Source organism: Hydrogenophaga sp. (assembly GCF_026125825.1).
Classification (GTDB): Bacteria; Pseudomonadota; Gammaproteobacteria; order Burkholderiales; family Burkholderiaceae_C; genus Hydrogenophaga.
The window spans coordinates 113,386-134,876 of record NZ_JAHCKK010000001.1 but is presented as its reverse complement, the minus strand read 5'-3'; the positions used below and the strand labels follow the sequence as shown (position 1 = coordinate 134,876).

The following is a 21,491-nucleotide window of genomic DNA, read 5'->3' as shown; positions in this document are numbered from 1 at the left end:
CATGGACCAAGAACGTCTCTATGAAGCGCTGCGCAAGGCTGACGCGGCAGGCGACACTGAGTCTGCCAAGAAGCTTGCGGATTTCATCCGCTCTCAGCAGGGCGGCGATGCGCCGTCAGAACCTAAGAAGTCGTTTGGCGACCAGCTCAAACAGCAGGTAGGCAACGTCATTGCTGGTGGTGTGCGAGGCGCTGGGTCAATTGGGGCAACGATCCTGTCCCCGGTGGATGCTGCTGCGCGTGCTGTAGGCATCGAAAACAGCTTCATCGGTCGCAAGGACAGGCGCGAAGCCATGGACGGCGGACTCGGTGAGCTGGGGGCGGAAACCGACTCCTTCGCTTATGGAGCGGGCAAGCTGGGCGGCGAGGTTGCCGGTACGCTCGGCATCGGTACGCCGCTGGCCGTTGGTGCGCGAGCCGTTCCCGTGCTGTCCAAGTTGGCCCCATACATCGCATCCAGCGGTATGCAAACGGGAAACATGGGGGCGCGCATGGCCGGCGGAGCCATCACGGGCGGTGCTGCGGCGGGACTGGTCAATCCAGGCGAGGCTTCAACCGGTGCGCTGGTCGGCGGCCTTCTTCCGCCTGCATTGCGAGGCGTGGAAGCGGTGTCGCGTGCTGCAGGCGTAGCACTCGGGGCGCCGAAAGCCATTGTTCGCCCCTTCACCCTCAAAGGGCAGGATGACATTGCCGCCGAGATCCTGCAGAAGTCGGCAACCAACCCGACTCAAGCGGCGAAGTCGTTGAAAAGCGCCAGGCCTCTTGTTCCTGGCAGCGAGCCCACCGTCGCGCAGATCGCCAACGATCCCGGCCTGGCCCAGCTCGAACGCACGCTTCTGAACAATCCCGAAATGGCCGCACCGCTGCAACAGCGTTACGCCAATCAGCGCGCAGCGCGCATGTCGGCCCTCAACGAGGTGGCCGGCACCGATGAGTATTTCGACGCGATCAAGGAAGGTCGCCGCGTGTTCGCCAATGAGGACTACGCCAAGGCTCTGAAAGGTGGTATCGACCCTGATGCAGCCGCCGCGATTCAGCCTCAAATCGAAAGCCTCATGGGTCGGCCTTCGATCAAGCAGGCGCAGAGCGTGGCGCAGCGACTCGCCCGCGAAAGTGATCGGACCATCGACGACTTCGGGTCGTTGGAGGGGATGGACTGGCTCAAAAAGGCGCTGGACAACCAGATCAGCAAGGCCTCGCAACCGGGCTCATCCATTGGCAAGGAAGAACTGCGCGCGCTGACGCAGACCAAGTCCGATTTGATGGCGACCATCGAGCAGATTGCCCCGAGTTACAGGGAGGCGAACGACAACTTCGCCCACATGTCTCGCCAGGTGAACAGCATGGAGGTGGCGCGAGATTTGAAGAGGCGCTTCGAGCCGGCTTTGAACCGGTTTGGCGCAACGGGGAAGGAGATGGCAAATGAGTACGCAAAAGCACTCGAAGGGGCCACAACCAGCGTCAAGAAGTCTGCCGGGATCGATCGACCGTTGGCGCAAGTCATGCCTGCACAAGACATCGAGCGGCTGAACAACATCGCCCGCGACTTAGCTCGCAAGAGCACGGCAGAAAGCGCCGGTAAAGCTTCAGGCTCTCCGACTGCGCAAAACATCGTGAGCCAAACGCTGATTGACCGTCTTTCGTCTCAGTTGGGGTTGCCGGCCAGTGTTTCCGAGAGTGGCGTGGGGCGTGTTGCTCTGAGCCCTTACCAGGGTCTTGCCAATCTCTCAGGTGCCACGCAGAGCATCAACGACCTGCTTGCAAATGCCTTGCTCAACCCTTCACAAGCGGCTTCCCTGCTGTCTCGTCCAGCCTCTCAAGGACTTCTAGCTCCTGGCGCTGGCTCGGCGGCTGCGCGTCGAGGACTTCTGGAGCTGGGCTATCGAACAGCCCCTGTGCTGTCCGCCCAGTGAAGCCGCGCCAGAAACTCACGATCCCAGCAATCGCCAAGAGGGCGAGCGCCTTCCAGATAGTGAATTCGGTGAAGTCCATCTAAACGCCCATTTCCCCGTATCAAAGCCCGCCACGTGCGGGCTTTCCTTTTGGAGCATAGCAAATGCCCGTCCCGAGTTCAATCAACGACCTGAGCACGACGCCAGGGTCAAATTCCCCAGCAGGCTCTGAAAGCCCTGCGACGTTCGATGACTACATGCGGACGTTTGCCGCGTTCATAGCCCAGCTTCGTGACGGAAAGCCGGACGCTGCGCTTGCTGTGCTCTTGGCTGGTGCTCAGACGATCACCGGGGCAAAGACTTTCAGCGTGACGCCTGTCGTGCCGGATGCATCGTTCGCATTCGCGAAGCTCCAAGACATCGCGACGGCGCGCGTTCTCGGCCGAGTCACCGCAGGTACGGGCGACATCGAGGAACTGACAGGGGCGCAGATTTCAGCACTCCTACCAGCTGCGAGCGCCACCGCACAAGGCCAGGTTGAGCTGTCTACCAATGCTGAAGCCCAAGCAGGGACGGATGCAGTTCGCGCAGTGACGCCTGCCAACCTGGCAGCGGTCGTTCCGGGTCTCGGGCAGACCACTCAGAACCTGACAGGCAGTCGAGCGGCGAACACCCCTTACACCAACAACACTGGACGAGTTCGCATTGCCTTCATCACGGTCAACGCCGCTGCTACGACTGGCGCAACCGTGGTTCTCAATGGCCACAGTGTTTTGACAACCAACGTTTTGTCCAATCTCCCCGCGCAGTTTACGGTGGTGATACCGCCTGGCATGCAGATCCAGATCAACACTGCATCGTCGATCTTGTCATGGTGGGAGTTGGGTTGATGAGCGAATCTGACTTCACCCCATTGTCTGACGCACAGATCGAGAAGATTGCCGAGAAGGCTGCTGACAAGGCGGTCTCCAAGCTGACGGATCGCGTGTATCGCGACGTAGGCAAGAACGTCGTCCAGAAGTTCATGTGGTTTGTCGGTGTGGCCTCCGTCGCGCTGTTCTTCTATCTCCAATCGAAAGGGCTCATCAAATGAAGCTGATCGACAACGCAAAGCAGTGGTGGCGCATGCTGGTCATCCAAGTAGCAGCAGTATGGGCCGCAGTCATCACCGTGTGGCCGTTGCTCACGGAGGCTCAGCGCACCGACATGCTGGCCCTGATCGGCATCCCGCCTGAATGGCTGGGTGGGGTTACTGCAGCGGTGATGTTCCTCACGCTGGTGGCCGCCCGGATCAAGGCTCAGCCGGCGCTGCACCCGAAAGACGAACAGTGACACGCGAAGACCAGATTCGAGAAGTCGAGATCGGCTTTCTGGAGCTGTTCCAACTTGCTGAAAACTCGTGGTCGAACATCGCTATCGCCGCAAAAGCACGCCTCGTGCATGAGTCGGTGACGAAGCTGTACCGCCCGGTTCTCTCTGGTCGCAAGCGCCGCCCGGTTAAGGTCGGCTTTCCGCTTGCACCTCTACCTCCACCGCCTGAGCCATTCGAGCCCGTCCAAGTGGACGAAAACACCCGCTGGGGATGAGCATGAAAGTCGATGCATACATTGATTCCCTGATCGAGCGCGAGGGCGGCTACGTGAACCACCCGAACGACAAGGGTGGACCGACCATGTACGGAATCACCGAGCAGGTCGCGCGCGCCTGGGGCTTTCACGGCGACATGCGCACCCTGCCGCGATCGATGGCAAAGGCCATCTACCTCGACCGGTATTGGCTCGAACCGAAGTTTGACAAGGTGAACGAGCACAGCGCGGCCGTCGCCGAGGAACTGCTGGATACCGGTGTGAACATGGGCCCCAAGCGCGCCGCGACGATGCTGCAGCGCGGGCTGAACGTGCTCAACCTTCAGGGCAAGACCTATCCCGACATCGACGCCGACGGCGACCTCGGGAGCCTGTCCATCGCCGCGCTACGCGCCTACCTGGCCCACCGAGGCAAGGACGGCCATCTAGTGCTGGTGCGCCTGCTCAACTGTCAGCAGGGCGTGCGCTACATGGAGATCGCCGAGGCCAACCCGAAGCAAGAGGACTTCATGCACGGTTGGGTGTTGCACCGGGTCGCCCTGGCATGAACGCCTACGCACTGATCGCTGCCGGCGCCCTGGCGGTGGGCGCATTCGCCGGGACGTTCTTCTACGGCGTGCACGTCGGGAAGCAGGGAGCGGAAGCGCAGGAGGCCCGAGATGAGCGAATCGCAGGGATCGCCTATGACGCCGGCCAGAAGGGCGCGGCTGCGGAGATCGCCAAGATCAAATCCAAGAACGTGACGATTCGCCAGGAGCTGGAACGTGAAATTCAAACGAACACTGTGTACAGCGATTGCAGGGTTCCTGCTGGTGGGGTGCAGCTCGCCAATGAAGCGCTCACCGGGCGGGCCGAGCGCGCTGGTGGTGGCGAGCTGTCCCGAGCTATCGCCAATGAAGGCCGCCCCTGACGGGACCGTGAGCATGGGCGAGCTGAACGACAAGTTGGTCGAAGTGGGCAGCACGTACCGCGAGTGCCGGGCCGCTGCGCTGGCTGACGTTAGGTAACCGCGTCTCCTTTGATCCCCTGGCCTTTTGGTCGGGGCTCTGCTTAGAACGCCTTGAATTCCGCCCCTGGGAGCTCGAAACGGAAAACGCTTCCTTGACCGCGTCCAGGACTCGTCCCCGAGATGACGCCGCCATGCATTTCAACAATCATGCGCGACAGAGCCAGCCCTATGCCAAGGCCGGGTTGGTGGGTCTCTCGCTGCGCTTGGCCCTGGGCAAAGAGGAGGAAAAGGTCATCCACCGTTACCGGGTCCATGCCGAGGCCGTCATCTTTGACCTCGACGCGCAGACGCTCCTCACACACCTCAGCGCGCACCTCGATGTGGCCGCCGGGCAGGGTGAACTTCAACGCGTTCGACAGAAGATTCTGCAGAACCTGAGTAATTCGAAGCTCGTCAGCGTTAACCCAAATCTCTCCCTCGGGAAGCAGCACCTGCAGGTCTCGCTCACGATGTTCGGCTTCTGAAGAAAAGGTTTCGATTGCCTGGTCGAGGACTTGCTTGAATGGGATGCGGGCGGGCGAAATGCGGAGCTTCCCGCTGGTGACTCGCCCGACATCCAACAGCTCATCTAGCAGTCGGGTCAGTAGGGCCAACTGTCGATCATGGATGCCCCATGCGATCCTTTGCTTCGCGTCGAAGCCCCCACGCTCCTGAATGAAGGTTGACGCGTAGCGGATCGGCCCGAGCGGGTTGCGCAACTCGTGGCCGATCATGGCAATGAATTCGTCCATCCGCTTGAGTGAGCGCTCAAGCTCTCGAAGCCGCCGCCGTTCTGTGATGTCTCTCGTGATCTTGGCGTAGCCGAGGAGGGTGCCATCCTCGTCCAGGATCCGACTGACGATGATGTTTGCCCAGAAAACTGACCCGTCTTTGCGCACGCGCCAGCCTTCTTCCTCGCTTTTTCCGCGCAAGCGTGCCCGCGACAACTGCCATTCCGGAAGGCCCTCCGCCACGTCCTGGGGGCGAAAGAACATGCTGTAGGACTTGCCCAGCACCTCGTCGGCCCGATAGCCTTTTAGGCGCTCTGCACCCGGACTCCACGATTCGATGAGTCCATAAGGGTCCAACATATAGATCGCATAGTCTTCGATTGCCTCGACGACAAGCTGGAAGCGATCCATGCTTGAAAGAATAGGGCGACCCGAATGAGGCATGTTTGCCTCGCCAAGGGTAGAGGGAGACATTTCGACCCACGGTTGTGCTGCGGTGCGCAGCGCCAGCGTTGAACTGGGTGAGCTACTGATAGCAAGAGAACGTGCAATTTATCACGAAAAGTGAGTCGCACGATGAAATATGCGCAGTTGGGAGTTCACGCCCACGCCAACATCTGCGCGGTCTACAGCCCCGAGGAAGTGGGGATGGGCGCAGATCAATGGGGCCGGCGGGCCAGCGAGGTCTGGAGCAAGATCGACACTGTGAGCAACCATTGTCTTTGAATGACGACGGGCGCTGTCGGCCTCGTCGTCTCGGGTCAAAGTGCTCTCCTAGAATGGCGCTGGCGACCTGAGCACCTTGACCGGCCCGGGGCCTGCATAGACCACCACTCCTTGGGCCTTTGCGAAAACAACCCACACGTCGCCAGCCTTACGAACCTCATAGTCCTGTGGGCGTCCCTGAAGGAATTCTTCTGTCTGCGCCTGACTTCGGCCAAAAGACGGCCGGCGCAGCAGGGTAGGGTGCTCAGGTTCCATGGCCTCATGGTACTGGCGGGGGTATGCTGGCGCCATGTGCAACCTGTACGGATCGACGAAAGAGGCCGGTATCCGCAAACACTGGCGGCCGCGGAATGATCTCGCCTGGGATGGTGGGATCGTGGCGCCGCGCAAGCCCGGGCCGTTCATTCGCCGCGCGCGCGACGAGGCAGGGTACGACCGCGAGCTGGTGGTCGGGCGCTGGGGCCTGATCCCATGGTTCTCGAAGACCGCAGACATCAAGTACGCGACGAACAACGCCCGCAGCGAGGAGCTGACCGAGAAGGCCAGCTACAAGCACCCCTGGGCGCGCGGGCAGCGCTGCATCATCCCGGCAGACTGGTTCGACGAGCCGAACTGGGAGACGGGCAAGAACGAGTGGTGGCGCTTCCGGCGGGCCGATGGCGACCCTTGGGGCTTAGCCGGCCTGTGGAACGTCTGGAAAGACCCCGCCACCGGTGAAGAGGTCGAGAGTTACACCATGCTGACCCTGCACGCCAACAGCCACCCGCTGATGAAGCGAATGCACAAGCCTGACGTCGACCCGGCAACCAAGATGCCCCTGCCGTTTGCCCAGCAGGACAAGCGCAGCGTCATCGCCATCGAGCAATCCGATGTGGACCAATGGCTCGCAGGGACGGTGCAGGAGGCCCAGGAACTGCTGCGGCTGACGCCGGTTGAGCTGTTCGACGCAGGCCCGCGCGATTGATCACGCTCCCGCGGTTTCTTTCGCCCGCGACATGATTGCCTCCAGGCTGGCCGGCTGGCTTTGGTCTTTGCAGATGCGCAAGATCCAGCTTTGAGCGAAGTCCACGGGGCGGCCTGGCAGATCGGTGCGGTGCTCGAACCCCGTCAGCACCAGATAGCCGCATGAATCGGTATGCCGGATCGTCACGTCATAGAGGTCGTGCACACCTGACGCGCTGAAGCTGGCCACGATTGAGTGCCGCCCGAGCTCACGCACGTGCCTTTCTCGAACGGTGAGGATTCCGCGGACAAACGGATCCTGGCCCATCTCATGGCGGGCGATCAATTTGCCTTCCAGGCGAGTCCGTTGCAGTTCGTAAAACACTGTGTAAATATACAGTCTCAAGGCTCTGTTTTCTTGCGAGTCGACATGCGGCTGCCGCGCAAGGTTGAGGAGGCTTACAACAATGGCGTAAAAAAGCCCGCTCGGGGCGGGCTTGGTTGTGACTGCAGGGCCGATCAGGTCTGAGTCTTACCGTCGTGGTTGTGGCGTTCTTGTTCGAGCGAGCCATTCACAAAAGCAGAGGCTACAGAGACGATCGACATGACGATGGCCCCTGCCAGGACGAACGAACCCACAAAGCCTTCGGTGAAGGACCTCCAAAGCTTGTTCATTGCGATGCTCCTGTAATTTCTCTGACGAATCGGTATGCCCCGACGAGCAGGACGATAGCACTAAGCGCGATGTCTAGGTAGAGAATCCCCACCTCCGCACCATGTAAAAGCCGCAACACTGAGTCGCTAAAGGGGTGTATGCGATGCAGCTGAGCCACTGCCCAGCCCAAGCCCCACGCCAGCGCGGCTAGAGACACAAACAATACGGCACCACCAATGGCGTGTCCGATCAACTTTAGGATTGCCTCGCCGAAGCTTGGTTCCTTCTCCCCGAAAAGCGGCCTCCCCATGAATCCCTCTCCAGTCGTCAGCTCAAACGGCGACGTGGCCGCATTATCACCGGGCCCTCACCTCAGGTTAGCTGTAGGCGGGCAGGGGGCTACGTATGCAGATACGTAGTTCCAGAGTAAAGTGTCAGTGCTTGGTCCCTGCTTCCAGGGGCTTTCCGGAGGCGAGTTGTGCAAGACATTTTTGGATCACTGGTACTGAGTCTTGAGGAAAAGCCACGTCAACGGCCTGGCCAGGCCCAACCAAAAACTGAAGGCCAGGATGCCCACTCGCTAGGCGAAATGGCTGGACACCGATGGTTCTTAATGTCCGCGAATGAAACTGGCCTTGCTGCGTATGTTGGGGGCCGGGAGTTTTGGCAAGCAGCGCCGCAAGAAGTCTGGACTGAAGCTCAAGATTGAGTGTCATGGAGATCTCCCCTTCAGTGGCGCTCTTGAATACCAACGTAGTATCCCCCGTCGCCTGATCTTGCTTCGATGTGATGTCGTTAGGGGTCATCGTCATTTCGCCACTACGTCGTAAACATTACCCTGCGGGTCTTGACACACCCCTTGAGCGCTAAACGACTGGAGTGTGAGGTCGCAACGCAGGATTTTGTTTGAGGGAGAAATGAGGGTCGCACGGGCCTGGTTTCCAACCCCGACCATGCTTCCGAACCCAACTCGGCCTGCGCTGAAGCCAGTCCCGAATCCAAAGGTTTGGTTGAGCACCAAGTCTCCTTTGTACACTTCACCATCAATGGTCGCCGTCATCGTTCGAGTAGCTTTGCTGATCTCTGCAGAGTAGGCCTTGCCGTCTCGAACAAGCATGGCAGATCCGGCGCATCCGGTGAGTGCCACGACAGTGGCCAAAAATGCGATTCGCATGATGTCTCCCTTTGTCAACCCATCTGCCGAAGCAGTCCCTCAAATCTCACAAGAAGAGCTACTACTTGCCCAGCGGGCGATCAGTCGCCAGAGATCACGATGTTGATGGTCTCCCCGCCGGCAACGCGTGCCCGGCTCATGATCGGCCCGCCCTGGTTGGTGCCACCCACCTGCCAATGCACTCCAGTTGTCACAAAGAAATCACCGTCAGCCACTCGCTCGAACATGAAGTTGCCCTGTGCGTCGCAGCGGGTTTTCTTGGTGAAAGTCCGGTACTCGGGAGGGTCTGGGACGAAAGTTGGATTGAGCCGGTGCCTGTTGATCCCGCCTGTACCGTACAGGTGCGCAATTCTCTCTCTAGCGTAGTAGGTGGCCGGGATCAGGACAACTTCGGACCCTGCGCATGTAACCACGCCGCCGCCGCGCTGACGGAGGAACCCACTGCCCTTGATGGAGTTCAGCCCATCTTGCGTCTGGAGTTTCGCCTGGGTCGCGTCAAAAGGGGATTCGATGTTGACAGTGGCGAGCTGCGGCGCTGCGCATCCACTCAAAATCACTGCTGCGATAAGAACAGACCGCATGTCTCAACCTCCTGTATGGATACGCGCAAGCTTCAGGTGCTATTGTTTTTGTGGATTGTGGCTGAAGAGTCGTGGGCCAGAATGTGATGTTTCGCAAGAAAACTCAGTGCATAACGCTCTGTCCAGGCTCGTGATGTGGCTATGCGCCGCCCCGTCCTATTCCGCTGTAGATCTAGGTAGAAGCGGAACCTACTCCAGTGAATTCCGCATTCTGGATAAAAGCTGAGCCATAACGGGGCATCTGAAACATGCAGTCCAACATGATCGGTGTGCCAGATGTGGCGAGCGTCAGTAAAGCGGAGAATTCATCGCTTGAGAGGGTGAGGATGCCTTCGATTTCTGGCTTGGCCTTGTGAATGAAACCGACAGAGGGAACCTCCCCCCTCTCGACAAGGGTCGGTCCCACGGCAACACTGAGCCGGAACCTGGTGACGTCCTTGACTGATTCAGAAAACGAACCTATCAGCTCTAAGTAGGGCGTGCTTGGTCGGACGCCCGTTTCGGCGCTGCTGTACGTGTGGGGGAAGACGGTGGCGCGCCACTCGGTGATGCGCCCCTGCCTCGATAGCATCTCCCTCTTTGCCTTCCGTTTCACGATCGCCCTCCAGGCTGATAGTCACTAGGGGAGGGGATCAAATCACAGACGGCGTCTCGTTGCTGGAGGCGATCTTGCTGTACCTAGGGAAAGTCCTAGGAGCGAAGCTTCGAGGGGTTTCCGCAACGAAGGACTGCAAGTGCGGAGTAGCGCGAGCATGGATGCGGAAAGAACGCCGCCGCAAGCCGCGCCGCTGCTCAAAACGCTACCGCACTCATAATCCTTTGGTCGTTGGTTCAAGTCCAACACGGCCTACCAAAAAAATGCTGCTATAATTCGAGGCTTCGCGGCTGTAGCTCAGTTGGATAGAGTACTTGGCTACGAACCAAGGGGTCGTGGGTTCAATTCCTGCCAGCCGCACCAGAATTTACGTTCTAGAACAACGGGTTAGCTCCACAAGGGCTAACCCGTTTTTCTTTGCTGCGGGACTTTTGCGGGACTCGGAATCCCCCTCTGCAACCGATGCCCTACACCTGCTTGCTGGCTTTTCGCAACGCATGCTCTGCCTTCAGTGCCTGGAGGCTCTTGTTCCAGCCATTTGTCGGCTGCGTGATCTTCTCTAGGGCCTCATGGATCTCTCGAATCTGGGCCATTGAGTAGTGGTCCGTGACGGAGCGATTGCTGTGCCACAGAACGTCCCGCCGGGTCGACTCACTGACGCCGGCCTCACGCAGTCGCATGCCCACAGTATGGCGAAGGTCGTGGACATGCAGATCGCCCAGACCAGCCCTTGAGCGCGCTGCTTGCCACGCGCTGTTGTTCATGGCCTTAATTGGTCCCAGTGCACGGTGGCGCCAAGACATCGCAAAAACGTGGGTAGGGTGGGCGCAGTAGACGTGTGTCGCTGTCGCCTTCTCCCAGAAGGTCCGCGCTACACCCATCACTTGGGGCAACGCCTGACCGGCTCCTTGCCTTGGCGACGATTCAAGTACGGATGCACCATGCCGCCCTGAATCGGTCCCGGCCGAACTAGGGCCACCTCAATGACGAGGTCGTAGAAGCATCGAGGCTGGAGTCGAGGCAGCATGCTCATCTGAGCCCGGCTTTCAATCTGGAACACCCCGACGGTGTCGGCCTTGCAGACCATGTCATAGGTCTCGGCGTCTTCCGCAGGGATGTCCTGCATGCTGAATTCGTATCCGCGCCGCTGGCCAATCATGTCCAGTGCGCGGCGGATGGCCGAGAGCATGCCCAAGGCCAGGACATCCACCTTGAGCGGGCCCGCGGCGTCGAGGTCGTCCTTGTCCCATTCAATGACGGTGCGGTCCGGCATGGAAGCGTTCTCTACCGGAACCATGCGGCAAAGCAAATCGCGCGTCAGGACGAATCCACCGGTGTGCTGAGACAGGTGCCGAGGAAACCCGATGAGTTGGCTCGTGATCGTGATGAGCTGGTGCACAGCGAGGTCGTCGACGGAAATCCCCAGTTCCTCGAACCGTTCCTCGCGCACCGCGGAGCCATCAAACCACTTCTGACCTTTCGCGATGGCGTCCACCGTTTCCAGGTCGAACCCCAACGCTCTCCCCACGTCTCGGATGGCCGACTTGGGGCGGTACGTGATCACCGCGGCGGTGAGTGCGGCCCGGTCCCGGCCATACTTGTTGTAGAGGTATTGAATGACCTCCTCGCGCCGCTGATGCTCGAAGTCGACGTCAATGTCTGGAGGCTCGTTGCGCTCCTTCGAGATGAAGCGTTCAAACAAGACCGACATGCGCGCTGGTTCCACTTCGGTGACCCCGAGGCAGTAGCAGACCACGCTGTTCGCCGCTGAGCCGCGTCCTTGGCACAGGATGTGCCTGGAGCGTGCAAAGGCCACGATGTCGTAGACCGTGAGGAAGTAGTGCTCGTAGTGCAGTTCACAGATCAACGAAAGCTCGTGTTCGATTTGCCCCTGCACTTTTGAGGAGATGCCTTCAGGCCATCGGCGACCCGCACCCTCATAGGTCACTTGACGCAGGAAGCTGGCGGCCGTCTGCCCTTCTGGCACCACCTCATCGGGGTACTGGTACTTAAGTTCATCCAGGCTGAAGTTGCACCGGGACACGACGTTCAATGTCTCGGCGAGCAATTCGGCCGGGAAGGCGTGTGAAAGCCGAAGTCGGGTGCGCAGATGGCGCTCAGCGCTGCGCTGCAGCTCATGGCCACACTCTGTGAGCGGCTTGCCTATGCGAGTGGCGGTCAGGACATCCTGCACCGGCTTTCTGGAGCGCACATGCATGTGCACATCCCCAACCGCCACAAGGGGCAGGGCGGTCTTCTCTGAGAGGGTGCGCATACGGTGCAACCAGAGCTCATCGTCCAGCCGTCGAACCTGGTCCACGCCAATCCAGCAACGACCAGTAAAGTTGCTGAGCGTCCACAGGCCCATAGCCTCCAACTGGGACTCCGTGACCTTGCGGTTCGGGCACAGCAGGACCAGGCAGTCCGTGAGCTCAGCCCCTGTGACGTTGTCCAGCGTGAGGTGGTACGTTCCTTTCTCGGAAGAGCGGCGCAGTTTGGTGATGAAGGCGCACAGGTTGCCGTAGCCGTTGAGGTTCTGCGCGAGAACAACAAGAGTGACCGGCGCTTCCGTTTCGTTGCGCGGCTCGACGACGAACTGTGACCCCAGCACCAGTGGCAACTCCGCTGCTTTGGCGGCGACGTGCGCGCGAACGACGCCAGCCATGGAACATTCATCTGCGATCGTCAGCGCCTTGTATCCCAGCTTCTTGGCTCTTTCGACCAACTCTTCCGGTTTGCTCGCGCCTCGCAGGAACGTGAAGTTGGAGACGCAGCGCAGTTCCGCGTAGTCGGGCAGCGATGTCGATCGTTCAACCACGATGACACCTCATGCAAAGTGCCCGTGCAAGAACCATGCTGTCTGGTCGCCGGCGAGCCGCTGCTGAAAGACCCAGAGCACGCCCGCGTGCGAACTGAGCGCGAGCCAGTAATCACGCTGCACATTGAGCGGCTGGCGCCCCACATTTACACACATCAGGAGATCATCCAGTTGCTCGACGCTGCCGACCGACTGAGCTTGACCTGGCCTCTTCGAGCGCTGACCTACCGCAACCTGTTCGGGCTGATCGCAGCGGCCGGCCTTAGGCTGTCCGAAGCGCTGAAGCTCACACTGGGTGACGTCGACCTGCGGGCCGCCGCAATCACCGTGCGCCAGACCAAGTTCCACAAGTCCCGCTGCTTGCCGATTCATCCGAGCACGGTGCGGGAACTTGAGCTGTACCGGCAGGCGCGAGACCGATGCCAGAGCACCGAAGACCGCGCCCCGTTCTTCGTCTCGCACGATGGTGGGCATCTGCCCACGCGCACGGTCGAGAACGTCTTCCGGCGCCTGCAACCAGGCCTTGGCTGGCGCGCCCGGGGCGACCACCCTTATCCCCGAATCCACGACCTGAGGCACACCATGGCGGTGCGGCGCTTGCAGCGCTGGCGCGAGTCTGGCCAGTCCATCGACCACGCGATGTTCTGGCTGTGCACCTATCTGGGCCACGCCAAGATCTCCGACACCTACTGGTATTTGTCCGGTATCCCGGAGTTGATGGACACCATTGGTGCTCGGTTCGAGCGCTTCGTCGGCGTCGTCGGGCAAGGGGGCGCGTCATGAGCCGTCAGACCACACCGACGTTCGCCGGCCTCGTGCAGGAATTCTTCACCGACTACATGGTTCAGCAGCGAGCCTTGAGCCCGCGCACGGTGGCGTCATACCGGGACACCTCGTGCTGTTGCTGCGCTTCGCCGAAGACAAGCTGCGCCTACCGGCACACGAGATGACGATGGCCAACCTCAATGCTCGGTTTCTGTCCGACTTCCTGGATCACCTGGAGGCCCAGCGGCACAACTCCGTGCGCAGTCGCAATGTTCGATTGGCTGCGGTGCGAGCGTTCCTGAAGTTCGCCGCCAGGCGTGATCCTGCGAACCTGGGCGTGATCGAGAACGCGTTGGCCGTGCCGATGAAGCGCTTCGAGCGCAACATGGTCGGCTTCGTGCCGCACGAGCAGATGCTGGCGGTGATCGATGTGGCGACCGACACCTGGATCGGGCAGCGAGACCGACTGATGCTGACGCTCCTGTTCAACACGGGCGCTCGCGTCTCCGAGATCGTCGGCGTGCGCGTGGCCGACGTCGTGCTTGGGCCGAGCAACAGCATCCGGCTGCACGGCAAGGGGCGCAAGCAGCGCTCGTTGCCACTGTGGAAGAGTGCGGCTCGGGCCGTCGCGACTGGCTGCACTTGAATCCGCAGTTGCGCCAGGAGTCTCCACTGCTGCCCACGCGAGACGGGCGCACGATGACTCGAGCCAACGTCGCCCAGCGGCTGAAGCTGGCTGTCGAGGTGGCGTCGGTCAAACACGTGCAACTCAAGACGATGTCGGTGTCGCCTCATATCGTGCGCCACTCGACTGCGATGAGCCTGCTGCAGTCTGGGGTAGATCCCTGCGAGATTGCGCTCTGGCTGGGTCACGAGAGCCCTTCGACAACTCACATGTACGTCGAGGCGGACCTGGCCATGAAGGAGCGCGCGCTGGCGCGGCTGAAGCAACCGGAGATCAAGCAAGCGCGGTACCGCGCGCCCAAGGCCTTGTTGGCGTTCTTGCAAGCGCTGTGATTATGCGAAGCAGTGTCGGTGCCCTGCGGCGATCCTGCCCAGGGTGCCGATTCCACAGCGTCGTGCCGACTTCGCATAAAAGTGGAGTTCGCCTTATTTCTATCATGCGAAGCTTCGCATGACCGCAAAGCGTGGCTCTTCTGCGGCAGCGAACTGGCAGGCCAGCGCGCCGCCGTCGTGATGAGTCTGGTGCAGTCGGCCAAGCTGCACGGACACGATCCGTGGGTCTACCTCAAGGACGTTCTGGAGAGGCTGCTGGCGCACCCGTTCCATCGGGTCGACGAGTTGTTGCCGCATCGCTGGGGACCGTCCGCCTGACCACTGGCTTGCCCTTGCCTCCACCGTCAAGATGGGATGGCTGGCCGCTTACAATACATCGACGCCCGCGTCTGAGTAGATGTTTTTCCGTGGATGCGGACGTTGGTAGACGAATTTCCGCAGGCAAAGACGTTTTTCCAAGCGGTTGGTTTTGGAATGAACGTTTCGGCCATCGCTCTTGCTTCCGGGCTTAGCCCGTCCGAACCAAGGAATTTGCCGTATGACCTCTTGGTCAGCACGGGAGGGTCACGGCCCAAGTATGCGTATGCTGGTTATCTATTCAGCATGTTGCGCACATGGGGTTTGGTGGATAGGGGAAGGATCGGAAATCAAGCTGAAGATGCCCATTGATTGCGAGGCCGTGTCCGAGCGGGCACACCAAAGCGCGCCATGCAAAAAGGGATCGGCCTCAACAACCGATCCCTTCACATCAACCGACCCATTGGTTCAGCCAGCCAGTCATTTCATTGGCTTGATGTCGGTGACGACCAACTTGCCGCCGTCTTGAATGACGGTGAACTGAATTCACTCACCCGGCTGAACCTTGTCCAGCATGGCCTTGTCCTTGACATTGAACACCATGGCCATGGGGGGCATGTTCATGTGTTTGATCTCGCCGTGCTTGATCGTGATCTTGACTTTCTCCTTGTCGATCTTACGAATTTCGCCTTCGGTCATGCCGGGTGTGACTGTCTTGGTCATCTTGCACAGGGCCACCACTGCGTCGGTCAGGTCATCAATCGAGATTCCCATTTCAGACTTGAACCACTGCGCTGACCCGTTCAGCACACCAAAGAGCAAATGGCGCGCAACCGGAACCTCGACTTGCAAGCAGCCAGTCAACGAGAGCTCTTGGAGCACGGACGTCCATGTCGCTTCGTATTCACCTTGCAGCTTCGCGATGACTTTGTGCTGCATAGCATTGAGGTAGCGCGACTCGTAGAGCACCACATGCATGAAGTCGCTGTTTGGTCCCAGAATCGTTTCGAAATGCGATCGGATCAATTGCCGCAGCGTGGTCACAGCGTCATGCTCGGCAAGTAGCACGATCATCTGGCGCGCCATCGCGCTGCGCATGCCTTCCTGAATCACTTCATGCAATAGCGCATCCTTGCTTTTGAAGTGACAAAACAGTGATCCGGAATGCATGCCGACGGCGCAGGCGATGTCGCGCGTGCTCGTGCCGTTGAAGCCGTAGCGTCGAAACAGTTTGGCCGCGGCCTTGACGACATCTTGGCGGCGATTGCCTTCATTTCGCGCCTGCGGCGTCTTGCGTGGGCGGCCTCGCGGCCGCTTGGCTGCTTCGAAAGTGGGGAGGGAGCGCACGGCACACATCATCCGAAAACGAGTAGCGAGGCCTGCCAATGATGTCGGGTCGAAAGCTCAGACGACCCCGAAAACGGCGGACGGAGGCCTCGACCGTATTGCGAACATCGGTCTCGGTCTGGGTGGTCGGTACCGGGGATGACGGCCATCGGCTCAGTATGACTTAGGCAAGCCCAATACATGTTCGCCGATGTAGTTGAGCAGCATCTCGTTGTTGATGGGCGCGATTTCCAGCAGGCGCACCATGGGCCACAACGTGATGATGTCGTAGTCGCGGTCGAATCCGTAGCCGCCGTGGGTTTGCAGCGCGGCCTCTACGGCGGCCACCGCCGCTTGCGAGCCCAGCAGCTTGGCCATGTTGGCGTGGGCACCAGCATCCTCGCCGGCGTCGAAGCGCTCGGCGGCGTTGTAGGTCATCAGCCGCGCTGCCTCGATCTGCGCCTTGGCCTGCGCCATACGGTGCTGCAGTGCCTGGTAGGAGCCAATTGGCTTGCCGAAGGGCTTACGCTCCTTCGAATAGGCTACCGCCTTGGCCAGCGCATAGTCGCCCAAGCCGATTGCGGCTCCAGCGGCCAGCAGGCGCTCCGAGTTCAGGCCTTCGAACATCAGCTTGGCGCCCTTGCCGGCTTCGCCGATCAGTGCGTCGGCGGGCAGCTTGACGTTGTCAAAGAACACCATGTACTGGCGCTCGGCGGTTTCGACCTGGATGTTGAGTTGCGTCAGCTGGATTCCGGGCGTTTTCATGTCAAGCACGAACAGCGAGATGCCGTCGGTGCGATGCTTCACCTCGCCTGCCTTGGTGGTGCGTGCGATCACCAGCATGTAGTCGGCATCGCGCGCGCCAGAAATGAAGACCTTTTGGCCATTGAGCACCCAGCCATCGCCGTCCGGTGTGGCCAGTGTGGTCATGGCAAAGCTGTTGGTGCCGGCATTGGGCTCGGTGATGGCAAAACACAACTTCTTCTCGCCGGTGCAAGTCGGCGTGACGTATTTCCTGATCTGCTCGGGTGTGCCGTGGCGCATGATCGGTACCCGGCCCAGCCCTGTGACGACCAGGAACAGCGTGGGCACGCCGGCCAAAGCCAGCGCTTCATTGAGCGCGGTGATCTCCAGTACGCCGCCTCCGGAGCCGCCATACTCTTCCGGGACGGACAGGCCGAGCAGGCCGAACTCGCCGAGCTTTTGCCACAGCTCGTCGGGGAAGCGATCTTCCTTGATGCACTGGAGGATGTAGCTGCGCGGGTACAGGGTGGTGACGCCGCGGGTGGCTTCCTGCACGTCGCGGATACGCGCGCTCAAGGCGGTGGAAGCCGTGTTGGCTATCGCGGTAGTGGCCGAGGTGTTCATGGTGTATTTCTCTGTCTTGGATTGGGGGCAGGGGCGAAAGTTGTCAAAGTGCCAAGTCGGCTGGGATCGGGACTGGAAAATCGAGCAGCATCTGCGCAAAGGCTTTGCCCTGCGAGTCCATGCGAACCGAAGCGATGCCGCCGCCGCCCAGGGCTTCGTGCATCAGAAAGTTCAGCGCGTGCGTGCCGGGCAGGTCAAAGCGCTGCACGCTGCCCTTGACGAGGTGGGCGAACCAGGCCGCCACGGCCTGCTCGGTCAGGGCGGCGCGGATGAAAGGCAGGTAGCCGGGTTGACGCGCCAGGACGCCGATGTTGGCGGCGTCGCCCTTGTCGCCGCTGCGGCCCCAGGCCAGCTTCACCAGCGGCACTATGCGCGTGCCGCGCGCATAGGCGTCGGCGGCAGGCAGCGGGCCGCCGACCTGGGGCAGGGTCGCCGGATCAAACGCCTGGCCGTGCCATGGCGGTGCCGCCACGGTCTTGTCGCCCATGTCGATGCTCGCGGCCAGCTGGGTCTTGGGGATCAGGCAGGAAAACAGCCGAACCACCGGTTGCACCTTGGGTCGACCACCGGTGAAGCCCGTGATGGCCGGGGCCGACATCAGGGCCATCGGCGCCACTTCGCGCGAAAACAGTTCGAGTGCGTCCTTGACCGGGTGGCGCACGCCGACCTTGAGCATCACTTCGCGCGCATCGGGCCGAGCGTGGGGGCCGTAGGTGTCTTCAGCGCCGATGGCCTCGACACAAGTTTCGGTGAAGTCGGGCCAACCGAGCTGTGCATAGTGTCGCCGCATGCGCGCCAGCATTGCGGCGCCGACGCGCTGCCCCTTGGCGCCGGCGTTGATGCCGCCGATCATGAACAAGCTCATGGCCCGAAAGCCGTCGGCGTAGGTGACGCTGACTTTGGCCTGATCGGTCGGCGGGAGGCCGCGCGCGCCCTTGACCTCGACGCGGTCGGGGCCGATCTGCGTCAGCGTGACGCTGGTGAAGTCGCACACCACATCGGGCAGGATGTAGGCGCGCGGGTCGCCGATTTCATAGAGCATCTGCTCGCCCACCGTGGAGTGGCAGACCAGCCCGCCAGTGCCTTCGGGCTTGGTGATGACGAAGCTGCCGTCGGCGCGGCACTCGGCGATGGGAAAGCCCATGTCGTCCCAGCCCGGCACCGAATCCCAGTCAGTGTAGTTGCCGCCGGTGGCCTGCGTGCCGCACTCGATCAGGTGACCAGCCAGGCTGCCCTGCGCGAGCAGATCGTGGTCGGCGGCGGTCCAGCCAAAGGCATGGATAAGCGGCGCCAGTGTGACCGCGCTGTCGACGCAGCGGCCAGTGACCACGACGTCGGCGCCGGCATCGAGCGCCGCGGCGATCGGGAAGGCGCCCAGATAGGCGTTGGCGCTCATGACTTTTTGTGGAAAGGGGCTGCCCGCGAACATCTCTTGGATGTTGGCCGAGCGCAGGGCCTCAACCTGGGGCATCAGGTCGTCGCCCAGCACGGCGGCGATGTTCAGATCGACACCTTCGGCCTGGGCTGCAGCCACCAGCGCAGCGCGACAGGCAGACGGGTTGACACCGCCCGCGTTGGCAATGACCTTGATGCCGCGCGACTTCAGTTCCTTCATCAGGGGCTGGAGGGTGGTCACGAAATCCGGTGCATAGCCCTGTGCCGGGTCTTTGGCCTTGGCGCGGCTGAGCAGCGACATGGTGATTTCGGCCAAGTAGTCGAACACCAGGACGTCGATGTTGCCGCGCTGCACCAGTTGGGCGGCGGCGAACTCGGAGTCGCCCCAGAAGCCCGAGGCGCTGCCAATACGAAGGGTTATTTTTTTCATGGATGTCTCCGGGTTATTCGGGGGAGCGGGGTCAGCGCGGGGTGGATGCAATACTGCGCGGCCAGAACACGCGCCAGATACCCTTGGCGGTGGCGCAAACTGTGCCATTGGCATCCAGGAACTCCCCTTCGGCAAATGCCGTCGTGCGGCTGATGCGCACCACCTTGCCGCGTGCTTCGAAGCTATCGCCCACGGCGGCATTGAGGAAGGTGATGTCGAGGTTGATCGTGAACTGGCGAAGCTCGAAGGGATCAATGTCGGACGCCTCGGGCATGGCCAGCAGCGAGGAGATGATGGCCCAGCCAAGCGCACCGTCGAACATATAGGAGATGACGCCGCCATTGAGCACGGTGTCCGAACCGCCGCCGCCGCGTTGGGTGGGAAGGGCCTTAGGAAGTCGTACAACAGCTCGGCCTACAGCTGTTTCTTCAACTTCAAGCCCTTGCGCCTTCAGAAAAGGGCTATCGTTCCAGCCTTGCTTGCAAGCTGCGATGCGGTCAAGGTTGGGGGCGTTGGTATTCATATTGAGCTCCTGTGGGTTGTCTAAAAAGCGTATGGGGTTCAAAGCATCGCGAGTTGCTCGATGCGTTGCACATGGGCCGCCAACGAACGGCGCGCCAGTGGCCAGAGCGCTGCGGGGGTGTCGTCATAGGCCAGAGTTAGCCAGTCGTCCAAGCCGCCTTGCGGGACGGCGCGCATGGCCGCTAGCACCCTGGCCTCGCGCCGCAGGCGGTGCGCCTTTAGCTGCGCAATGGACTGCGCCGCCCAGCCAATGACGTGACCGTGCGCCGGCAGGATGAACTCGATACCGTCCTTCTCGCAGATCTGCGCCAGGCGGTCCAGCGAATCGAGATAGGCGCTCATGTCGCCATCGGGCGGGTCGATGATGGTGGTACTTCCGCTGAGGATGTGGTCGCCCGAAAACAGCAGACCGTCTTCTTCGAGGATGAGGCAGAGGTGGTTGGCTGCGTACCCTGGTGTATGGACCACGCGCAGGGTGCTTTTGTGCTCGCCATCGTGCAGCATCAGGCGCTCGCCGTCGGCCAGAGCTCGGTCGGGGGCGAAGACAGCCGTGGAGCGGGCAGTGGCGGCGCAAGCCAGGCCCAGCACCGGCGGAGTATGGCCTGCCAGGCGGGCGCAGGCCTGGGCCAGCGGCTGCGCGGCGGGGGAGTGGTCCGGGTGCGAGTGGGTGCAGACGATGGCCGTGATCTGGCCTGCCGTGAAAGCGAGCAGGCGCTCGATATGGTCGTTCAGCAAGGGGCCCGGATCAATGACGATGTAGCCGCTGGACGCGTCTCCAAGGATGTAGCTGTTGGTGCCGGGGCCGGTCATGATGCTGGCGTTGGGGGCGGTGAGACGATGCAGGTGCCGCAACAAGGGCACCGGCCGCTCGTGTTGCCAGTCCAGCGGGTGCTCGAGCTGGCCGTCCGGGCAGACCAGCGCGAGTTCGCCGTACGGCGCTTCATGCTCCATGAAACGCTGAAGTTGACCGCTGACCAGACCACCCCGAGGGCAGGAGTTCCACAGTGGCACGTCTTCGGTACAGGCCGCCAGGGCCTGCTCGGCTTGCTCGAAATCCGCCAACCAGTGCAGGGTGCGGATGGTTGGAAAGATCATGAAAAAGTTGCCGGCTTGGTGTTTCGTCAGCGCATCCTCGGGCCTGACCCAGACGGGCTCGAACTGTTCCATTTCGTCGGCCACCGGCTCCTGCTGGTCGGGCATCAGCGCAACGAAGAAGGCGGTGTTGAAACGCTTGGGCACGCTGCGATCGGTGGTCCAGCAGGCCAGCATGCGCGCCCGATCGAGCGTTAGTGACCAGCCCTGGCTTTGCAGTTGCGGGTACAGCGCTTCACTGCGGTCCAGCGCTTGAAGGTGGGTGCGGGTGATGGGCTTGTCATCGGCCTGCACCGCCAGCAGGATGCCCAATTCCTCGAAGGTTTCCCTCAGTGCAGCCAGTGCTGCCGTGCGGTAGCGTCCGCCCGCGTTGGGGGCGCGTGCCAGTGTATGCGCCTGGTGGTCGTCAGCGTCCACTCGCCCGCCGGGGAAAACATAGGCGCCAGGCAAGAAGCTGGCTTTTGGCGAGCGCCGGGTCATCAACACTTCGACGCCAAGCGCACCATCACGCAGCAGCAGCAGGGTGGCGGCCGGGTGCGCGGTGACCGGCTCTCTGTGGGGGTGGAGCTGCAATGTGGGGCGGACCATGGGC

General features: G+C 61.3%; 22 protein-coding genes, 1 tRNA gene and 3 pseudogenes. 12 read left to right on the top strand and 14 right to left on the bottom strand.

From position 1 onward, the window contains the following. Position 1 precedes the first annotated feature (1 nt). The 7 genes from KIT86_RS00635 to KIT86_RS00605 all read left to right on the top strand — a co-directional run bounded on the left by KIT86_RS00635 (position 2) and on the right by KIT86_RS00605 (position 4,387). Positions 2-1,912, top strand: coding sequence for a hypothetical protein (locus tag KIT86_RS00635; protein ID WP_297393999.1), 1,911 nt, complete (start codon positions 2-4; stop codon positions 1,910-1,912). A 236-nt stretch (positions 1,913-2,148) separates the two neighbouring features. After that, entirely contained in the window at positions 2,149-2,781 is a 633-nt protein-coding gene (locus KIT86_RS00630) for a hypothetical protein (protein ID WP_297393997.1), read from the top strand. Beyond that, on the top strand, positions 2,781-2,984 hold the full coding sequence (locus KIT86_RS00625; protein ID WP_297393995.1) for a hypothetical protein: 204 nt from the start codon (positions 2,781-2,783) through the stop codon (positions 2,982-2,984). Before KIT86_RS00630 ends, KIT86_RS00625 begins: the two co-directional genes overlap by 1 nt. Further along, on the top strand, positions 2,981-3,223 hold the full coding sequence (locus KIT86_RS00620) for a hypothetical protein (RefSeq protein ID WP_297393993.1): 243 nt from the start codon (positions 2,981-2,983) through the stop codon (positions 3,221-3,223). The genes KIT86_RS00625 and KIT86_RS00620 overlap by 4 nt, the downstream gene beginning before the upstream one ends. Next, complete coding sequence (locus tag KIT86_RS00615) at positions 3,220-3,477, top strand: hypothetical protein (protein WP_297393991.1); 258 nt, start codon at positions 3,220-3,222, stop codon at positions 3,475-3,477. The genes KIT86_RS00620 and KIT86_RS00615 overlap by 4 nt, the downstream gene beginning before the upstream one ends. A 2-nt stretch (positions 3,478-3,479) precedes the next feature. Next, positions 3,480-4,025: a glycosyl hydrolase 108 family protein gene (locus tag KIT86_RS00610; protein ID WP_297393989.1), complete on the top strand. Its 546-nt coding sequence runs from the start codon at positions 3,480-3,482 to the stop codon at positions 4,023-4,025. Then, a complete protein-coding gene (locus tag KIT86_RS00605; RefSeq protein WP_297393987.1) occupies positions 4,022-4,387 on the top strand; it encodes a hypothetical protein in 366 nt (121 codons plus the stop codon). Before KIT86_RS00610 ends, KIT86_RS00605 begins: the two co-directional genes overlap by 4 nt. A gap of 140 nt (positions 4,388-4,527) precedes the next feature. Here the strand turns inward: KIT86_RS00605 and KIT86_RS00600 are convergent, their stop codons facing one another. After that, positions 4,528-5,607 (bottom strand): PAS domain-containing sensor histidine kinase, encoded by a 1,080-nt coding sequence (locus KIT86_RS00600; protein WP_297393985.1) that lies wholly within the window; start codon positions 5,605-5,607, stop codon positions 4,528-4,530. A 604-nt stretch (positions 5,608-6,211) separates the two neighbouring features. Here KIT86_RS00600 and KIT86_RS00595 point away from each other — a divergent pair. Then, positions 6,212-6,886: an SOS response-associated peptidase gene (locus KIT86_RS00595; protein WP_297393983.1), complete on the top strand. Its 675-nt coding sequence runs from the start codon at positions 6,212-6,214 to the stop codon at positions 6,884-6,886. Here KIT86_RS00595 and KIT86_RS00590 read toward each other — a convergent pair whose 3' ends face one another. The 6 genes from KIT86_RS00590 to KIT86_RS00565 all read right to left on the bottom strand — a co-directional run bounded on the left by KIT86_RS00590 (position 6,887) and on the right by KIT86_RS00565 (position 9,869). Further along, positions 6,887-7,249 carry a hypothetical protein gene (locus tag KIT86_RS00590; RefSeq protein WP_297393981.1) on the bottom strand — a complete coding sequence of 121 codons (363 nt, stop codon included), beginning with the start codon at positions 7,247-7,249 and terminating at the stop codon, positions 6,887-6,889. A 134-nt stretch (positions 7,250-7,383) separates the two neighbouring features. Then, a complete protein-coding gene (locus KIT86_RS00585; RefSeq protein WP_297393979.1) occupies positions 7,384-7,539 on the bottom strand; it encodes a hypothetical protein in 156 nt (51 codons plus the stop codon). A 414-nt stretch (positions 7,540-7,953) separates the two neighbouring features. Beyond that, positions 7,954-8,235 carry a hypothetical protein gene (locus KIT86_RS00580; RefSeq protein ID WP_297393977.1) on the bottom strand — a complete coding sequence of 94 codons (282 nt, stop codon included), beginning with the start codon at positions 8,233-8,235 and terminating at the stop codon, positions 7,954-7,956. A 92-nt stretch (positions 8,236-8,327) separates the two neighbouring features. Continuing rightward, a complete protein-coding gene (locus KIT86_RS00575; protein WP_297393975.1) occupies positions 8,328-8,693 on the bottom strand; it encodes a hypothetical protein in 366 nt (121 codons plus the stop codon). An 80-nt stretch (positions 8,694-8,773) separates the two neighbouring features. Continuing rightward, positions 8,774-9,274: a hypothetical protein gene (locus KIT86_RS00570; RefSeq protein WP_297393973.1), complete on the bottom strand. Its 501-nt coding sequence runs from the start codon at positions 9,272-9,274 to the stop codon at positions 8,774-8,776. Between the two features lie 172 nt (positions 9,275-9,446). After that, the gene (locus tag KIT86_RS00565; RefSeq protein ID WP_297393971.1) at positions 9,447-9,869 is read right to left on the bottom strand and encodes a hypothetical protein; all 423 of its coding nucleotides are present in this window, start codon (positions 9,867-9,869) and stop codon (positions 9,447-9,449) included. Between the two features lie 286 nt (positions 9,870-10,155). Between KIT86_RS00565 and KIT86_RS00560 the strand changes: the two genes are divergently transcribed. After that, positions 10,156-10,232: transfer RNA gene (locus KIT86_RS00560), tRNA-Arg, on the top strand. A 104-nt stretch (positions 10,233-10,336) separates the two neighbouring features. On the opposite strand, the gene KIT86_RS00555 is transcribed toward KIT86_RS00560, so the two are convergent. Together KIT86_RS00555 and KIT86_RS00550 are read right to left on the bottom strand one after the other, a co-directional pair. Beyond that, a complete protein-coding gene (locus KIT86_RS00555) occupies positions 10,337-10,633 on the bottom strand; it encodes a tyrosine-type recombinase/integrase (protein ID WP_297393969.1) in 297 nt (98 codons plus the stop codon). A gap of 134 nt (positions 10,634-10,767) precedes the next feature. Then, positions 10,768-12,687: pseudogene (locus KIT86_RS00550) on the bottom strand (PHP domain-containing protein); the annotation flags it as partial. A gap of 87 nt (positions 12,688-12,774) precedes the next feature. On the opposite strand from KIT86_RS00550, the gene KIT86_RS00545 reads away from it, so the two are divergent. The 3 genes and pseudogenes from KIT86_RS00545 to KIT86_RS00535 all read left to right on the top strand — a co-directional run. Beyond that, a complete protein-coding gene (locus tag KIT86_RS00545; RefSeq protein ID WP_297393967.1) occupies positions 12,775-13,470 on the top strand; it encodes a tyrosine-type recombinase/integrase in 696 nt (231 codons plus the stop codon). Beyond that, positions 13,467-14,469, top strand: a pseudogene (locus KIT86_RS00540) (tyrosine-type recombinase/integrase). The gene KIT86_RS00545 and the pseudogene KIT86_RS00540 overlap by 4 nt, the downstream one beginning before the upstream one ends. 123 nt (positions 14,470-14,592) lie before the next feature. Then, positions 14,593-14,787, top strand: a pseudogene (locus KIT86_RS00535) (transposase domain-containing protein); the annotation flags it as partial. A gap of 525 nt (positions 14,788-15,312) precedes the next feature. Here the strand turns inward: KIT86_RS00535 and KIT86_RS00530 are convergent. From KIT86_RS00530 to KIT86_RS00510, 5 genes are all read right to left on the bottom strand, one after another. Continuing rightward, complete coding sequence (locus KIT86_RS00530) at positions 15,313-16,113, bottom strand: copper-binding protein (RefSeq protein ID WP_297393965.1); 801 nt, start codon at positions 16,111-16,113, stop codon at positions 15,313-15,315. Positions 16,114-16,266: 153 nt separating this feature from the next. Next, on the bottom strand, positions 16,267-17,460 hold the full coding sequence (locus KIT86_RS00525; RefSeq protein ID WP_056278480.1) for an acyl-CoA dehydrogenase family protein: 1,194 nt from the start codon (positions 17,458-17,460) through the stop codon (positions 16,267-16,269). 43 nt (positions 17,461-17,503) lie between these two features. Further along, on the bottom strand, positions 17,504-19,285 hold the full coding sequence (locus KIT86_RS00520) for an acyclic terpene utilization AtuA family protein (protein WP_297393962.1): 1,782 nt from the start codon (positions 19,283-19,285) through the stop codon (positions 17,504-17,506). Positions 19,286-19,316: 31 nt separating this feature from the next. Then, positions 19,317-19,808: a PaaI family thioesterase gene (locus KIT86_RS00515; protein ID WP_082586013.1), complete on the bottom strand. Its 492-nt coding sequence runs from the start codon at positions 19,806-19,808 to the stop codon at positions 19,317-19,319. Positions 19,809-19,846: 38 nt separating this feature from the next. Beyond that, positions 19,847-21,487 (bottom strand): MBL fold metallo-hydrolase, encoded by a 1,641-nt coding sequence (locus tag KIT86_RS00510; RefSeq protein WP_056278472.1) that lies wholly within the window; start codon positions 21,485-21,487, stop codon positions 19,847-19,849. Between the last annotated feature and the right edge of the window lie 4 nt (positions 21,488-21,491).